The following is a 14,240-nucleotide window of genomic DNA, read 5'->3' as shown; positions in this document are numbered from 1 at the left end:
CCGGCTCAGGCCAGCCGGTAGACCCGCGTCGCGTTCTCCGCCGCGATCATCGCCGCGACCCGCTGGGCGTCGGTGCGGGACCAGGCGCCGTCCTGGACCCAGGCGCCGAGGACCCGGCCGAGGGCGGTGCGGAAGGCACTGGCGGCGACCACGTGCAGCTCGGGCAGGGCGCGGGCGCCGCTGGAGTAGAGCAGCTTGCCGAACGGGGCGAGCTCCAGGACCTCGGCGAGGACGTCCGCCGCCCGCGCCCCGGTGTGCGCCAGGGCGGCGCCCAGGTCGGCGTAGAGGTGCGGGAAGACGGCCGCCATCCGGGCGGCCGTGCGGTGGTGCGGCGCTCCGTGCAGCACCACGAGGTCGGCGCCGAGCCCGGCGGTGGCGGCGGCGAAGCCGGCCAGTCCTGCCGGGTCCCGGTCCCCGGCGTGCAGCTGGAGCGGCCGGCCCGCGCCCACCGCGAGCCACAGCAGCCGGCGCAGCAGCACCGGCGAGTCGAGGGGGTCTCCGGCGGTCCGCTGCGCGAGCCAGCGCCCGGCGGCACGGCGGGTCTCGGCGCGCCCGGGGGGTTCCGCGTCGGCGGCGAGGCCGCAGCGCGCGGCGGAGACCGAGGAGAAGGCCACCGAGCGCGTCGCGGCGTCCTGGACGGCCTCGGTGAGGTTGGCGAGGAAGGCGTCGACGGTGCCCGAGGTGTCGGCGACCTGCTCGGCGAGGGGTTCGAGGCGGACGATCTCGTGGGCGCGGGCCCCGCCCGCGGCGGCCAGCTCGTCGGGGCCGGTGAGGTCGCCGGTAAGACCGGTGTCGACGAGGTACGTGGCGATGCCGGCGGCCCGCAGCAGTCGGCGGCCGGTCTCGGCGACGCCGAGCTCGCGGCGGCGGGCGAGGTAGCGGGCCGGCGGGCAGTGGGGTTCGAGGCCGAGGAGCGGTGGGCACCAGCGCCGTACGGCGAAGCCCGTCTGGGTGTCGAAGAAGGTGGTGCCGGAGGCGGGCAGCACGGCGGCGGGGCCGAGCTGGGCCTCGAAGGTGCCGAGGCCCAGCTCCGTCCGGAGCACCCCGTGGCAGTACTGGTCCACCAGGCGCGGCGTGTCGATCATCTCGGGGGCTCCCTGCGTGGGCGTGTCTCCACACGTCCTAACGGGTGAGCCCCGCACGAGGTTGTTGCCTGGAGCCCCCGGCGTCGCCTGATCCGGCCGTCACCGGTCCGGCGTCCCGGGACCGGCCGTGGCGGACCTGGCGGCCGTCGTGTGGGTTCAGGCGTCGCCGGTCAGGCGTTCGCGGGGCCGCCGAGCTGGATGCCGGCCATGCGGGTCCACTCGTAGGGGCCGGTCACGACCTTCGCGGCGAACTCGCCGTCGAACTCGTCGTGCAGGGTCAGCTCGGCCTTCTCCGCGGCCTGCCGGGCGATCGCGTGGGTGGGGGCCACCAGGTCGCCCCAGCCGCCGTCCTCGCCGACGAGGACGATCCGGGTGCCGGCCTGGCCGATGTGGGCGAGCTGGCCCTCGACGCCGCCGTGCTCCTTGCCGAAGGCGCGGATCTCCTTGGCCAGCTTGGCCGCCTTGCGCGCGTCGCGCGGGGCGACGGCCGTGGTCTCTTCCTTGGTGTCTGCCATGGCAAGGATGCTACCGAGCGGTAGATCGACTGACGACGGCCGGGCCGCGTGGGACAGCCCACACGGCCCGGCCGTCGGGGCCGGAGTCGCGGTCAGCGCAGGAAGGGGTCCACCGCGACCGCCACGAAGAGCAGCGAGACGTAGGTGATGGACCAGTGGAAGAGGCGCATCTCCTTGAGCTTCGCGCCGGTGACCTCGGCCTTGGCGCGGTTGAGCAGGCCGTGCGCCTCCCAGAGCCACCAGCCGCCGGTGGCCAGGGCGACGGCGGTGTAGAACCAGCCGGTGTAGCCCAGCGGGGTGAGCAGCAGCGAGACCGCGACCATGACCCAGCTGTAGGCGACGATCTGCTTGGCGACGACCTTGTTGGAGGCGACCACGGGGAGCATGGGCACGCCCACGCGCGCGTAGTCCTCCTTCACCTTCATCGACAGCGGCCAGTAGTGCGGCGGCGTCCAGAAGAAGATGACCATGAAGAGGATGACGGCGGCCCAGGACATCGAGTTCGTGACCGAGGACCAGCCGATGAGGACCGGCATGCAGCCCGCGATGCCGCCCCAGACGATGTTCTGCGCGGTGCGCCGCTTCAGGAGCATCGTGTAGACCACGACGTAGAAGAGGAGCGCGCCGAGCGAGAGCCAGGCGGAGAGCCAGTTGACGAGCAGGCCGAACCAGAGGGTGGAGACGACGGCCAGGGTGAGGCCGAAGACCAGTCCCTCGCGCGGCGAGACCATGCCGGTGACCAGCGGGCGCTGCGAGGTGCGGTCCATCAGCGCGTCGATGTCGCGGTCGATGTACATGTTGAGCGCGTTGGCGCCGCCCGCGGAGAGGTAGCCGCCGAAGCAGGTGGCGAGCACCAGCCACAGGTCCGGCACGCCCTGCTCGGCGAGGAACATCACCGGAACGGTGGTGATGAGCAGCAGCTCGATGATCCGCGGCTTGGTCAGCGCCACGAATGCCTTGACGCGGGCCCCGAACGGCCGATGGCCCCCCGGGCCGTTAGCCAGGACGACCCCTGCGGGTCGGGACTCGACGGCCGTCACGCACACCCCTGACAGAGAAATTCCCAGCAAGTCCCCCGGACGAAGGCGGGGTGAAACTTGCGCGTACCACGCCACTGTAGACGTTGCCCAGACACCGATCTTCGCGGGGGTGGGGTCGTGTTGGCGGGGCTCACCCGCGGGCGCGCGTGCCCCTCGTTCCGTCCCCCGCCTCCCCCCTCGTATCAAGGGGCGGACACCCTTCGGCGCGCCGTTCGGGAGGCGAACCGCCACGACCACCGGCACTCTTGCCATGTCCGCTCATTTGAGGGGCATGGACACGAAAAGAGGGGGCTTTTTCGGGGGTAGGCTCGACAGCGCCGGTACACCCTCAGTCACCGGCTACAGACATGTGGAGAGGAGCCCTGACCCAGGGTGAGCACTAAGCCGACCACCACAGACCTCCAGTGGACCGATTTGGACCAGCGGGCCGTCGACACCGCCCGCATCCTGGCCGCGGACGCCGTACAGAAGGTCGGCAACGGCCATCCCGGTACCGCGATGAGCCTCGCGCCGGCCGCGTACACCCTCTTCCAGAAGGTGATGCGCCACGACCCGTCCGACCCGGAGTGGGTCGGCCGCGACCGCTTCGTGCTCTCCGCGGGCCACTCCTCCCTGACCCTGTACACCCAGCTGTACCTGGGTGGCTTCGGTCTGGAGCTCGACGACCTCAAGGCGTTCCGCACCTGGGGCTCGAAGACCCCGGGCCACCCCGAGTACGGCCACACGGCCGGCGTCGAGACCACCACGGGCCCGCTGGGCCAGGGCGTGGCGAACGCGGTGGGCATGGCGATGGCCGCCCGCTACGAGCGCGGTCTCTTCGACCCGGAGGCGGCCCCCGGCACCTCCCCCTTCGACCACAAGGTCTACGTGATCGCCGGCGACGGCTGCCTCCAGGAGGGCATCTCCGCCGAGGCGTCCTCGCTCGCGGGCCACCAGAAGCTCGGCAACCTGATCCTGCTGTGGGACGACAACCACATCTCGATCGAGGGCGACACCGAGACCGCCGTGTCCGAGGACACGATGAAGCGGTACGAGGCGTACGGCTGGCACGTGCAGCGCGTCGAGCCGAAGGCCGACGGCGACCTGGACCCGGCCGCCCTCTACGCGGCGATCAAGGCCGCCGAGGCCGAGACCGAGCGTCCGTCGTTCATCGCGATGCGCTCGATCATCGCCTGGCCGGCGCCGAACGCGCAGAACACCGAGGCCGCGCACGGCTCGGCGCTCGGCGACGACGAGGTCGCGGCCACCAAGCGCGTCCTGGGCTTCGACCCGGAGCAGACCTTCGAGGTCACCGACGAGGTCATCGGCCACACCCGCGCGCTCGGCGAGCGGGGCCGCGAGGCCCGCGCCGCCTGGGACAAGCAGCTCGCCGAGTGGCGTACGGCCAACCCGGAGCGGGCCGCCGAGTTCGACCGGATCCAGGCGAACGAGCTGCCGGCCGGCTGGGAGGGGAAGCTCCCGGTCTTCGAGGCGGGCAAGAGCGTCGCCACCCGCGCCGCCTCGGGCAAGGTCCTCCAGGCGCTGGGCGAGGTCCTCCCGGAGCTGTGGGGCGGCTCGGCCGACCTCGCCGGCTCGAACAACACGACGATCGACAAGACGTCGTCGTTCCTCCCCGCGGGCAACCCGCTGCCGGAGGCGGACCCGTACGGCCGCACGATCCACTTCGGCATCCGCGAGCACTCCATGGCCGCGGAGATGAACGGCATCGCGCTGCACGGGAACACCCGCGTCTACGGCGGCACCTTCCTGGTCTTCTCGGACTACATGCGCAACGCGGTGCGCCTGTCGGCCCTGATGCACCTGCCGGTGACCTACGTGTGGACGCACGACTCGATCGGCCTCGGCGAGGACGGCCCGACCCACCAGCCGGTGGAGCACCTGGCCTCGCTGCGCGCGATCCCGGGTCTGAACGTGGTCCGCCCGGCCGACGCCAACGAGACGGCGATCGCCTGGCGCGAGATCATGAAGCGGCACACCAAGGTCTTCGGCAAGGGCGCGCCGCACGGTCTGGCGCTGACCCGTCAGGGCGTGCCGACCTACGCGCCGAACGAGGACGCGGTCAAGGGCGGCTACGTGCTGTTCGAGGCCGAGGGCGGCTCGCCCGAGGTCGTCCTGATCGCGACCGGCTCCGAGGTGCACCTGGCCGTCGAGGCCCGTGAGGCCCTCCAGGCCGAGGGCGTCCCGACCCGCGTGGTCTCGATGCCGTCCGTGGAGTGGTTCGAGGAGCAGGACCAGGCGTACAAGGACTCCGTCCTGCCGCCGTCGGTGAGGGCCCGGGTCGCGGTCGAGGCCGGTGTCGGCCTGACCTGGCACCGGTACGTCGGCGACGCCGGCCGGATCGTCTCGCTGGAGCACTTCGGCGCCTCGGCCGACGCCAAGGTCCTGTTCCGTGAGTTCGGTTTCACGCCGGAGGCCGTGGCTTCCGCCGCTCGGGAATCGATCGCCGCCGCCGCGCGCTGACGCGGATACGTACGACTTATTGGAGATGCAACTCTCATGACAGACGCTCTCAAGCGCCTCTCCGACGAAGGCGTCGCGATCTGGCTGGACGACCTCTCGCGTCAGCGGATCACGTCCGGCAACCTGGCCGAGCTCATCGACCAGTCCCACGTGGTCGGCGTGACGACCAACCCGTCGATCTTCCAGAAGGCGATCTCCGAGGGGCACGGCTACGACCAGCAGCTGGCCGACCTGGCCGCCCGCAAGGTCACCGTGGAAGAGGCCATCCGCATGATCACGACGGCGGACGTCCGCGACGCCGCCGACATCCTGCGCCCGGTCTTCGACACGACCGACGGCCAGGACGGCCGGGTGTCCATCGAGGTCGACCCGCGCCTGGCGCACGACACGGTCGCCACGACCGCCGAGGCGAAGCAGCTGGCCTGGCTGGTGGACCGGCCGAACACCCTCATCAAGATCCCCGCGACGAAGGCCGGCCTGCCGGCGATCACCGAGGTCATCGGCCTCGGCATCAGCGTCAACGTGACGCTGATCTTCTCGCTGGAGCGCTACCGCGCGGTCATGGACGCCTACCTGGCGGGCCTGGAGAAGGCCCGCGAGCGCGGCCTCGACCTGGCGAAGATCCACTCGGTGGCGTCGTTCTTCGTCTCCCGCGTGGACACGGAGATCGACAAGCGCCTGGACGGCATCGGCACCGACGAGGCCAAGGCCCTCAAGGGCAAGGCCGCGCTCGCCAACGCGCGCCTGGCCTACGAGGCGTACGAGGAGGTCTTCTCGGACTCCTCGGAGCGCTGGGCGGCCCTGGACAAGGCGCAGGCCAACAAGCAGCGTCCGCTGTGGGCCTCGACCGGCGTCAAGGACCCGGCGTACAAGGACACGCTGTACGTGGTGGACCTGGTCGCCCCGGGCACGGTGAACACCATGCCGGAGGCGACCCTGGAGGCCACCGCCGACCACGGCGAGGTCGCCGGCGACACCGTGCGCGGCACGTACGACTCCTCCCGCGAGGTCCTGGAGGCCGTCGGCAAGCTGGGGATCAGCTACGACGACGTGGTCCAGCTCCTGGAGGACGAGGGCGTCGAGAAGTTCGAGGCGGCCTGGAACGACCTGCTCGGCTCGACCGAGGCGGAGCTCAAGCGCCTCGCCCCCTCGGAGGGCTGACCACAGTGAGCACCGTCGACGGAGCCAACCCGCTCCGTGACGCCGCCGACCGACGGCTCCCGCGCATCGCGGGGCCGTCGGGCCTGGTCATCTTCGGCGTCACGGGCGATTTGTCCCGTAAGAAGCTGATGCCCGCCGTCTACGACCTGGCCAACCGCGGCCTGCTGCCGCCGGGCTTCTCGCTCATCGGCTTCGCCCGCCGCGAGTGGCAGGACGAGGACTTCGCGCAGGAGGTCCACGACGCGGTCAAGCAGCACGCCCGCACCCCCTTCCGCGAGGAGGTCTGGCAGCAGCTCATCCAGGGCATGCGGTTCGTCCAGGGCGACTTCGACAGCGACGAGGCCTTCGAGCAGCTGAAGGAGACCATCCAGGAGCTGGACAAGGCGCAGGGCACCGGGGGCAACTTCGCCTTCTACCTGTCCGTGCCGCCGAAGTTCTTCCCCCTGGTCGTCCAGCAGCTGAAGAAGCACGGCCTCGCCGACCAGAAGAACGGCTCCTGGCGCCGCGCCGTCATCGAGAAGCCCTTCGGCCACGACCTCGCCTCCGCCAAGGAGCTCAACGAGGTCGTCCACGAGGTCTTCCCGCCCGAGGCGGTCTTCCGCATCGACCACTACCTCGGCAAGGAGACCGTCCAGAACATCCTGGCGCTCCGCTTCGCCAACACGCTCTTCGAGCCGACCTGGAACCGGTCCTACGTCGACCACGTCCAGATCACCATGGCCGAGGACATCGGCATCGGCGGCCGCGCCGGCTACTACGACGGCATCGGCGCCGCCCGCGACGTCATCCAGAACCACCTGCTCCAGCTGCTCGCGCTGACCGCGATGGAGGAGCCCGCCTCCTTCGACGCCGACGCGCTCGCCGCGGAGAAGACCAAGGTCCTGGGCGCGGTCCGGCTGCCGAAGGACCTGTCGAAGGCCACCGTCCGCGGCCAGTACGCGGCCGGCTGGCAGGGTGGCGCGAAGGCCGTCGGCTACCTCGAGGAAGAGGGCATCGACCCCCAGTCGAAGACCGACACCTACGCGGCGATCAAGCTGGAGATCGACAACCGCCGCTGGGCGGGCGTCCCCTTCTACCTGCGCACCGGCAAGCGCCTCGGCCGCCGGGTCACCGAGATCGCGGTCGTCTTCCAACGCGCCCCGCACTCCCCCTTCGACCACACGTCGACGGAGGAGCTGGGCCGCAACGCCATCGTCATCCGGGTGCAGCCCGACGAGGGCGTCACCGTCCGCTTCGGCTCCAAGGTGCCCGGCACCCAGATGGAGATCCGGGACGTGTCGATGGACTTCGCCTACGGCGAGTCCTTCACCGAGTCCAGCCCCGAGGCGTACGAGCGGCTCATCCTGGACGTCCTGCTCGGCGACTCCAACCTCTTCCCGCGCGTGGAGGAGGTCGAGCTGTCCTGGAAGATCCTCGACCCGATCGAGCAGTACTGGGACAAACACGGCAAGCCCGCCCAGTACGAGTCCGGGACCTGGGGACCGGTCGAGGCGGACGAGATGCTCGCACGAGACGGCAGGAGCTGGCGCCGGCCATGAAGACCGACCTGACGGACACCACGTCCTCGAAGATCAACAAGGCGCTGGTGCTCGGGCGGCGGGCGATCGGCACCCCGGCCGTCGGCATGGTGCTCACCCTCGTCATCGTCACCGACGAGGAGAACGCCTACGACGCCCTGAAGGCGGCCAACGAGGCCTCCCGCGAGCACCCCTCGCGGACCCTCGTGGTCATCAAGCGGGGCTCGCGCTCGCCCCGGGACCGGGCCAACGCCCGGCTCGACGCCGAGGTCCGCCTCGGCGCCGACGCCGGCTCCGGGGAGACGGTGATCCTCCGGCTGTACGGCGAGGTCGTCGACCACGCCCAGTCGGTGGTGCTGCCGCTGCTCCTCCCGGACGCCCCCGTCGTCGTCTGGTGGCCGGTGAACGCGCCGACCGACCCGGCGAACGACCCGCTGGGCGCCCTCGCCCAGCGGCGGGTGACCGACACGTACGCCGCCGAGCAGCCCATCGAGGAGCTGACCGCGCGGGCGGGCACCTACACCCCCGGCGACACGGACCTGTCGTGGACCCGGATCACCCCGTGGCGCTCGATGCTGGCCGCCGCGCTCGACCAGGTCCACTGCACGGTGACCTCGGCCGACGTGGCGGGCGAGGAGTTCAACCCGAGCGTCGAGCTCCTCGCCATGTGGCTGGCCGAGCGGCTGAAGGTGCCGGTGCGGCGCTCCCGGTCGAACGGCCCCGGCCTCACCTCCGTACGGCTGCAGACCAGCGCCGGACCGATCGTGCTCGACCGGCCCGACGGCTCGCTCGCCACCCTCTCCATACAGGGGCAGCCGGACCGCGCGGTGGCGCTGAAGCGGCGCGAGACGGCCGAGCTGATCGCGGAGGAGCTGCGCCGGCTCGACCCGGACGACACCTACGCGGCGTCGCTGCGGTACGGCCTGGAGCGGCTCGACGAGGAGGCGGCCGTCACCGCCCCCGCGCCCGAGCAGCCGGTGGACGTGACCGCGGTCCCCTCGGCGGAGACGGATCCGGCGGCCGGGCCGGAGGCCGGGGCGGAGAAGAAGGCGCCCGCGGCCAAGAAGGCCCCGGCGAAGAAGGCGGCGGCCAAGTGAGCGCCCCGCGCCGGGTGGTCCACGGGACCAAGGAGCTGATGGCCGAGGCCGCGGCGGCCCGGCTGATCACCGCGGTCGTGGACGCCCAGTCCGCCCGGGGCACCGCCTCGGTCGTGCTGACCGGCGGCCGCAACGGCAACGGCCTGCTCGCCGCGCTCGGCGCGGCGCCCGCCCGGGACGCGATCGACTGGTCGCGGCTCGACCTGTGGTGGGGCGACGAGCGGTTCCTGCCCGAGGGCGACCCCGAGCGGAACGTCACCCAGGCCCGTGAGGCGCTGCTCGACCGGGTCCCGCTGGACCCGGCCCGGGTGCACGCCATGCCGGCCTCGGACGGCCCGTACGGGGACGACGCCGACGCCGCCGCGGCGGCCTACGCGGCCGAGCTGGCCGCGGCGGCCGGTCCGGGGGCCGAGGTGCCGGCCTTCGACGTGCTGATGCTGGGCGTCGGCCCGGACACCCACGTGGCCTCGCTCTTCCCGGAGCTCCCGGCGGTCCGGGAGACCGGCCGGACGGTGGTCGGGGTGCACGACGCGCCCAAGCCGCCGCCGACGCGGATCTCCCTGACCCTCCCGGCGATCCGGGCGGCCCGGGAGGTCTGGCTGCTCGCGGCCGGCGAGGACAAGGCGAAGGCCGCGGCCCTCGCGCTCTCCGGCGACGCGGACGAGGTGCGGGTGCCGGCCTCCGGCGCCCGCGGTGCCGAGCGCACGCTGTGGCTGATGGACGCGGCGGCGGCCTCCGGGCTGCCGTAGCGCCGGCAGGCCCGTGCGGAGGCCCGGTTCACCTCTCGGTGGACCGGGCCTCCGGCGTTTCCACCCGCTCCAGGAAGGGCGCGAGCAGCCCCGGTACGGCCCGGTCGGCGAGGGCGAGGCCCTGGGACTCCCCCGCGTCCAGGACGTCGTAGGCGCCCTCGCCGGCGGCCGTGGTGGCGGTGACGGTGAGGATCCCGGCGCGGCGCTGGAAGTACGACTGCTTGACCGTCCAGCCGATGATCCCGCTCCGCTGCAGGGCGACGGTGGCCCGGCGCACCGTGCCCGAACGGGTCACCAGATAGCCGCCGCTGACGGTGTGCCCGAGGGAGCGGTACGCGTCCCGGGCCAGGAGCGCGGCGGGCGGCGCGAGCACCACCGCCCACCCGGCCGCCACGTACAGCAGCACCGGCGTGAGGAGCGCCCCGAGGGCGGCGAGGACGGCGGCGGGCAGCAGCACGGCGGCGAGGGCCCAGCGGAGCCTGCGGGTGCGGGCGGCCCGGGGATGGGCGGCCAGCGGGGCGGAGGTGGGCGGTTCGGGCTCGCGCAGCACCTCGGCGGCGACGCGGTCGGCGACGGCCCGGGGCGTGGCCGGCAGGAGGGCCTTGAGGTCGGTGTGCTTCTCGTCGTCGTCCTCGGTGAGACCGGTGGCGACGGCGTCGAGCCGGGCGGCGCCGAAGAGCCGGACGCCGAGGGGCTCGACCCGTTCGACGCCGCGCAGCCGGCGCTCCTCCAGGGTGACCGAGCGGGCGGTGAACAGGCCGCGGCGGACCCGGAGGGTGCCGCCCGGTTCGCGTTCGAGCCGGAAGTTCCACCACAGCTCGATCCAGAGCCCGAGGGCGCCGACCGCGCCGGCCAGGGTGGCGAGCAGGACCAGGCCGACGATCGTCCAGGGCAGCGAGACCGACGCGAAGCGGTCCCCTATCCAGTCGATGACCTCGGCCTGGGCGCCGAACCACTCGCTGACCTGCATGACCGCTCCGGCCGCCGCGCCGCCGAGGGCGGGGGCGACGAAGGAGACGGGGGCGTAGCGGATCCAGCGGGGGTCGAGGGCGGCGAGGGTGCCGTCGTGGGCCGGATCGGCCGCGTCGGCGGGGCGGGTGAGGAGCTCCCTGCGGAGCCGTTCGCCCTCGGCGCGGGTGACGAGTTCGAGCGCGAGGGTGGATTCGCCGCCGCCGGTGGACTCGCCGGTGCCGATGCGGACCTTGACGAGGCCGGGGAGGCGCTGGAGCGGGTTGGCGGTGAGGTCGACGCTGCGGATCCGGTCGCGGGACAGCGTGCGGCGCTTGAGGAGGAGCAGGCCGGTGTGGAGTTCGACCCGGTCGGGGCCGATCCGGTAGCGGGTGCGCCGGCAGCGCACCCAGTCGGCGGTGGTGCCGCCGCCGACGAGGAGGGCGGCGCCGGCGAGGACCCAGGCGACGGCCTGCCCGAGCGGCCGGCCGCCGGAGAGGCCCGCGGCCACGGGCACTCCGGCGCCGACCGCGATGCCGCAGAACACGGCGGCGGTGACGAGGAGGGTGCGCGGGTCGAGCCGCCGCCACTCCCCCTCGGGTCCGCCGCTCACGTGGCGTCCCCGGGGGTGGCCCGGGTGAGCGCGGTGAGCCGTTCGGCGAGCTCGGCGGCGAGCTCGTGGTCGAGCCCCTCCGCCCGCAGCGCGCCCTTGGAGGAGGCGGTGGTGACGGTGACGGTGGCGAGTCCGAAGAGCTGCTCCAGCGGACCGCGCACGGTGTCCACGGTCTGGATCCGGGACATGGGGGCGATCCGCCACTCCTGCCACAGGGCGCCGGTGCGGACGTACACGGCCTCGTCGGTGACCTCCCAGCGGTGCACCCGGTACCACCAGGCGGGGAAGAACGCGGTGCAGGCGAGGCCCGCCACGGCCAGGACGGCGGCCGCGGTGAGCAGCCAGGTCCTCGCCGGACCGATCAGGGCGCCGAGCACGGCCAGGACCGCGACCGGGGCGGCGGTGCCGAGCAGGCACTGGGCGCGCCACCAGCCGACCGCCCTGCGGTCCACGGCGTTCCTCGGCGGCCGGAGCCGTACCGCGTCCTCCCCCGCCATCGCTCAGCTCCGGTCGCGCAGCGCGCGGTAGGCGGAGACGAGGGCCGCGGTGGAGCTGTCGAGGCCCTCGGTGTCGCCGTCGCCGGTGAGGACGGGCTCGATCTTCTTCGCGAGGACCTTGCCGAGCTCGACGCCCCACTGGTCGAAGGAGTCGATGTTCCAGACGGCGCCCTGGACGAAGACCTTGTGCTCGTAGAGCGCCACCAGCTGGCCGAGGACCGAGGGGGTGAGGGCGTCGGCGAGGATGGTGGTGGTGGGGTGGTTGCCCCGGAAGGTCTTGTGCGGGACGAGCTCCTCGGGCACGCCCTCGGCGCGCACCTCCTCGGGCGTCTTGCCGAAGGCGAGGGCCTGGGTCTGCGCGAAGAAGTTGGCCATCAGCAGGTCGTGCTGGGGGACGAGGCCGGGCAGCAGGTCGTCGACCGGGCGGGCGAAGCCGATGAAGTCGGCGGGGATGACCTTGGTGCCCTGGTGGATCAACTGGTAGTAGGCGTGCTGCCCGTTGGTGCCGGGGGTGCCCCAGACGACCGGGCCGGTCTGCCAGTCGACCGGCTCGCCCTGGCGGTCCACGGACTTGCCGTTGGACTCCATGTCGAGCTGCTGGAGGTAGGCGGTGAACTTGGACAGGTAGTGGGAGTACGGCAGGACGGCGTGCGACTGGGCGTCGAAGAAGCCGCCGTACCAGACGCCGAGGAGGCCGAGCAGGAGCGGGGCGTTCTCCTCCGCGGGGGCGGTGCGGAAGTGCTCGTCGACGAGGTGGAAGCCGTCGAGCATCTCGCGGAACCGCTCCGGGCCGATGGCGATCATCAGGGAGAGGCCGATGGCGGAGTCGTAGGAGTAGCGGCCGCCGACCCAGTCCCAGAACTCGAACATGTTGGCCGTGTCGATGCCGAAGTCCCGGACCTTCTCGGCGTTGGTCGAGAGCGCCACGAAGTGCTTGGCGACGGCCTCCTGGCCGGCCCCGAGGCCGGTGAGGAGCCAGTCGCGGGCGGAGGTGGCGTTGGTGACCGTCTCGATGGTGGTGAAGGTCTTCGAGGCGACGATGAAGAGCGTCTCGGCGGGGTCGAGGTCGCGGACGGCCTCGTGGAGGTCGGCGCCGTCGACGTTGGAGACGAAACGGAACGTCAGGTCGCGCCGGGTGTAGGCGCGCAGGACCTCGTAGGCCATGGCGGGGCCGAGGTCGGAGCCGCCGATGCCGATGTTGACGATGTTCTTGATCGGCTTGCCGGTGTGGCCGGTCCACTCGCCGGAGCGGACCCTGTCGGCGAAGCCGGCCATCTTGTCGAGGACGGCGTGGACCTTGGGGACGACGTTCTCGCCGTCGACCTCGATGACGGCCCCGCGGGGGGCGCGGAGCGCGGTGTGGAGGACGGCCCGGTCCTCGGTGGTGTTGATCTTCTCGCCGCGGAACATGGCGTCGCGCAGGCCGGCGACGTCGGTGGCGACGGCCAGTTCGCGCAGCAGCGCCAGGGTCTCGTCGGTGACGAGCTGCTTGGAGTAGTCCAGGTGGAGGTCGCCGACCCGCAGGGTGTAGCCGGTGCCGCGCTCCGGGTCGGCCGCGAACAGCTCGCGCAGATGGGTGTCGCCCAGCTGCTCCCGGTGCTTGCCGAGGGCCGCCCACTCGGGCAGCCGGTTGAGCCTGATGCGTCCTTCAGTGGTCATTTCGGACATCGCCCACTTCTTCTCGTACGTGTCTGCCCCGCTGCTCCTCCAACCTAATTGATCGCGATGGGCATTCCGTGCCACCGGTCCCGGACACGACGAAGGGCCCTGGGTGCGAAGCCGGTTCGCGTCCAGGGCCCTTCGGCCGGTGTTCGTCCTGTGTTCAGATCTCGCCCCGCAGTTTGGCGAGCGCCTCGGCGAGGATGGCCTCGCCGTCGGCGTCGCTGCGGCGCTCCCGCACATAGGCGAGGTGGGTCTTGTACGGCTCGGTGCGCGGCGGGTCCGGCGGGTTGTCCCGGTCCTGGCCGGCCGGGAAACCGCAGCGGGGACAGTCCCAGGTGTCGGGGACCTGTGCGTCGCTCGCGAAACTCGGCTGGGTCTCGTGCCCGTTCGAGCACCAGAAGGAGATGCGGAGGCGCGGCGCCGACTCGCCCCGCTCGGCCTCACCCATCGGCCCCGCTCCGACCCGGCTTCCCCGGATCGCGTTGCCACTTGCCACGGTCGTAACTCCCTGCGTGATGGTGCTCGAAGATGCCCCAGTCTACGGAAGGCCCAACGCGCGTCCAGTGTGCGGAGTTACCCGTCCAGCTTCATGAGCAGACCAAGTACCACAATGCACGCGAACCACAGCACCCCGACCACGACCGTGATCCGGTCGAGGTTGCGCTCGGCGACCGAGGAGCCGCCGACGGAGGACTGCATGCCGCCACCGAACATGTCGGAGAGGCCGCCGCCCTTCCCCTTGTGCATCAGCACCAGCAGCATCAGCAGGCCGCTGAAGACGATCAGGGCGATCGAGAACCCCATAACCACGGCTGGACCAACTTCCTCGGAGCGTGAGAACGGACGGGGGCCGGGCGCCTGCCCGACCCCCGCAAGGGTACGACGGATCACCTCCG

General features: G+C 72.4%; 13 protein-coding genes. 5 read left to right on the top strand and 8 right to left on the bottom strand.

Features of this window, described 5'->3' with window-relative positions:
- Window positions 1-5 precede the first annotated feature (5 nt).
- The 3 genes from IE245_RS22385 to IE245_RS22375 all read right to left on the bottom strand — a co-directional run bounded on the left by IE245_RS22385 (window position 6) and on the right by IE245_RS22375 (window position 2,646).
- Window positions 6-1,085 (bottom strand): amidohydrolase family protein, encoded by a 1,080-nt coding sequence (locus IE245_RS22385; RefSeq protein ID WP_189950363.1) that lies wholly within the window; start codon window positions 1,083-1,085, stop codon window positions 6-8.
- A gap of 170 nt (window positions 1,086-1,255) precedes the next feature.
- On the bottom strand, window positions 1,256-1,600 hold the full coding sequence (locus IE245_RS22380; RefSeq protein ID WP_189950361.1) for a hypothetical protein: 345 nt from the start codon (window positions 1,598-1,600) through the stop codon (window positions 1,256-1,258).
- A 92-nt stretch (window positions 1,601-1,692) separates the two neighbouring features.
- Window positions 1,693-2,646, bottom strand: coding sequence for a heme o synthase (locus IE245_RS22375; RefSeq protein ID WP_373305375.1), 954 nt, complete (start codon window positions 2,644-2,646; stop codon window positions 1,693-1,695).
- Window positions 2,647-3,012: 366 nt separating this feature from the next.
- Here IE245_RS22375 and tkt point away from each other — a divergent pair, with 366 nt between their 5' ends.
- The 5 genes from tkt to pgl are packed head-to-tail and all read left to right on the top strand — an operon-like array spanning window position 3,013 to window position 9,624.
- Complete coding sequence (tkt, locus tag IE245_RS22370; protein WP_189950357.1) at window positions 3,013-5,100, top strand: transketolase; 2,088 nt, start codon at window positions 3,013-3,015, stop codon at window positions 5,098-5,100.
- Window positions 5,101-5,136: 36 nt separating this feature from the next.
- Entirely contained in the window at window positions 5,137-6,261 is a 1,125-nt protein-coding gene (gene tal / locus IE245_RS22365; protein WP_189950355.1) for a transaldolase, read from the top strand.
- A gap of 5 nt (window positions 6,262-6,266) precedes the next feature.
- Window positions 6,267-7,799 carry a glucose-6-phosphate dehydrogenase gene (gene zwf, locus IE245_RS22360; RefSeq protein ID WP_189950353.1) on the top strand — a complete coding sequence of 511 codons (1,533 nt, stop codon included), beginning with the start codon at window positions 6,267-6,269 and terminating at the stop codon, window positions 7,797-7,799.
- On the top strand, window positions 7,796-8,875 hold the full coding sequence (gene opcA, locus IE245_RS22355; RefSeq protein WP_189950351.1) for a glucose-6-phosphate dehydrogenase assembly protein OpcA: 1,080 nt from the start codon (window positions 7,796-7,798) through the stop codon (window positions 8,873-8,875). The genes zwf and opcA overlap by 4 nt, the downstream gene beginning before the upstream one ends.
- A complete protein-coding gene (gene pgl, locus IE245_RS22350; protein ID WP_189950349.1) occupies window positions 8,872-9,624 on the top strand; it encodes a 6-phosphogluconolactonase in 753 nt (250 codons plus the stop codon). The genes opcA and pgl overlap by 4 nt, the downstream gene beginning before the upstream one ends.
- A 28-nt stretch (window positions 9,625-9,652) precedes the next feature.
- On the opposite strand, the gene IE245_RS22345 is transcribed toward pgl, so the two are convergent.
- From IE245_RS22345 to secG, 5 genes are all read right to left on the bottom strand, one after another.
- Entirely contained in the window at window positions 9,653-11,185 is a 1,533-nt protein-coding gene (locus tag IE245_RS22345; RefSeq protein ID WP_189950347.1) for a PH domain-containing protein, read from the bottom strand.
- Window positions 11,182-11,682, bottom strand: a complete 501-nt coding sequence (locus tag IE245_RS22340; protein WP_189950346.1) for a PH domain-containing protein — start codon at window positions 11,680-11,682, stop codon at window positions 11,182-11,184. The genes IE245_RS22345 and IE245_RS22340 overlap by 4 nt, the downstream gene beginning before the upstream one ends.
- 3 nt (window positions 11,683-11,685) lie before the next feature.
- Window positions 11,686-13,350, bottom strand: coding sequence for a glucose-6-phosphate isomerase (gene pgi, locus IE245_RS22335; RefSeq protein WP_373305374.1), 1,665 nt, complete (start codon window positions 13,348-13,350; stop codon window positions 11,686-11,688).
- A 154-nt stretch (window positions 13,351-13,504) separates the two neighbouring features.
- Complete coding sequence (locus tag IE245_RS22330) at window positions 13,505-13,840, bottom strand: RNA polymerase-binding protein RbpA (RefSeq protein ID WP_003957010.1); 336 nt, start codon at window positions 13,838-13,840, stop codon at window positions 13,505-13,507.
- 77 nt (window positions 13,841-13,917) lie between these two features.
- The gene (gene secG, locus IE245_RS22325) at window positions 13,918-14,148 is read right to left on the bottom strand and encodes a preprotein translocase subunit SecG (protein WP_031002768.1); all 231 of its coding nucleotides are present in this window, start codon (window positions 14,146-14,148) and stop codon (window positions 13,918-13,920) included.
- Window positions 14,149-14,240: the final 92 nt, after the last annotated feature.

The sequence above is a fragment of the Streptomyces roseolus genome (assembly GCF_014649855.1).
Taxonomy (GTDB): Bacteria; Actinomycetota; Actinomycetes; order Streptomycetales; family Streptomycetaceae; genus Streptomyces; species Streptomyces roseolus.
The sequence above is the reverse complement of the archived record's forward strand: the minus strand, read 5'-3'. Positions and strand labels throughout refer to the sequence as shown.

Coding starts and splice junctions, on each gene's coding strand:
- IE245_RS22385 (WP_189950363.1), bottom strand. CDS start 1,085: ATGATCGACACGCCGCGCCTGGTGGACCAGTACTGCCACGGGGTGCTC.
- IE245_RS22380 (WP_189950361.1), bottom strand. CDS start 1,600: ATGGCAGACACCAAGGAAGAGACCACGGCCGTCGCCCCGCGCGACGCG.
- tal (WP_189950355.1), top strand. CDS start 5,137: ATGACAGACGCTCTCAAGCGCCTCTCCGACGAAGGCGTCGCGATCTGG.
- opcA (WP_189950351.1), top strand. CDS start 7,796: ATGAAGACCGACCTGACGGACACCACGTCCTCGAAGATCAACAAGGCG.
- IE245_RS22340 (WP_189950346.1), bottom strand. CDS start 11,682: ATGGCGGGGGAGGACGCGGTACGGCTCCGGCCGCCGAGGAACGCCGTG.
- pgi (WP_373305374.1), bottom strand. CDS start 13,350: ATGTCCGAAATGACCACTGAAGGACGCATCAGGCTCAACCGGCTGCCC.
- secG (WP_031002768.1), bottom strand. CDS start 14,148: ATGGGGTTCTCGATCGCCCTGATCGTCTTCAGCGGCCTGCTGATGCTG.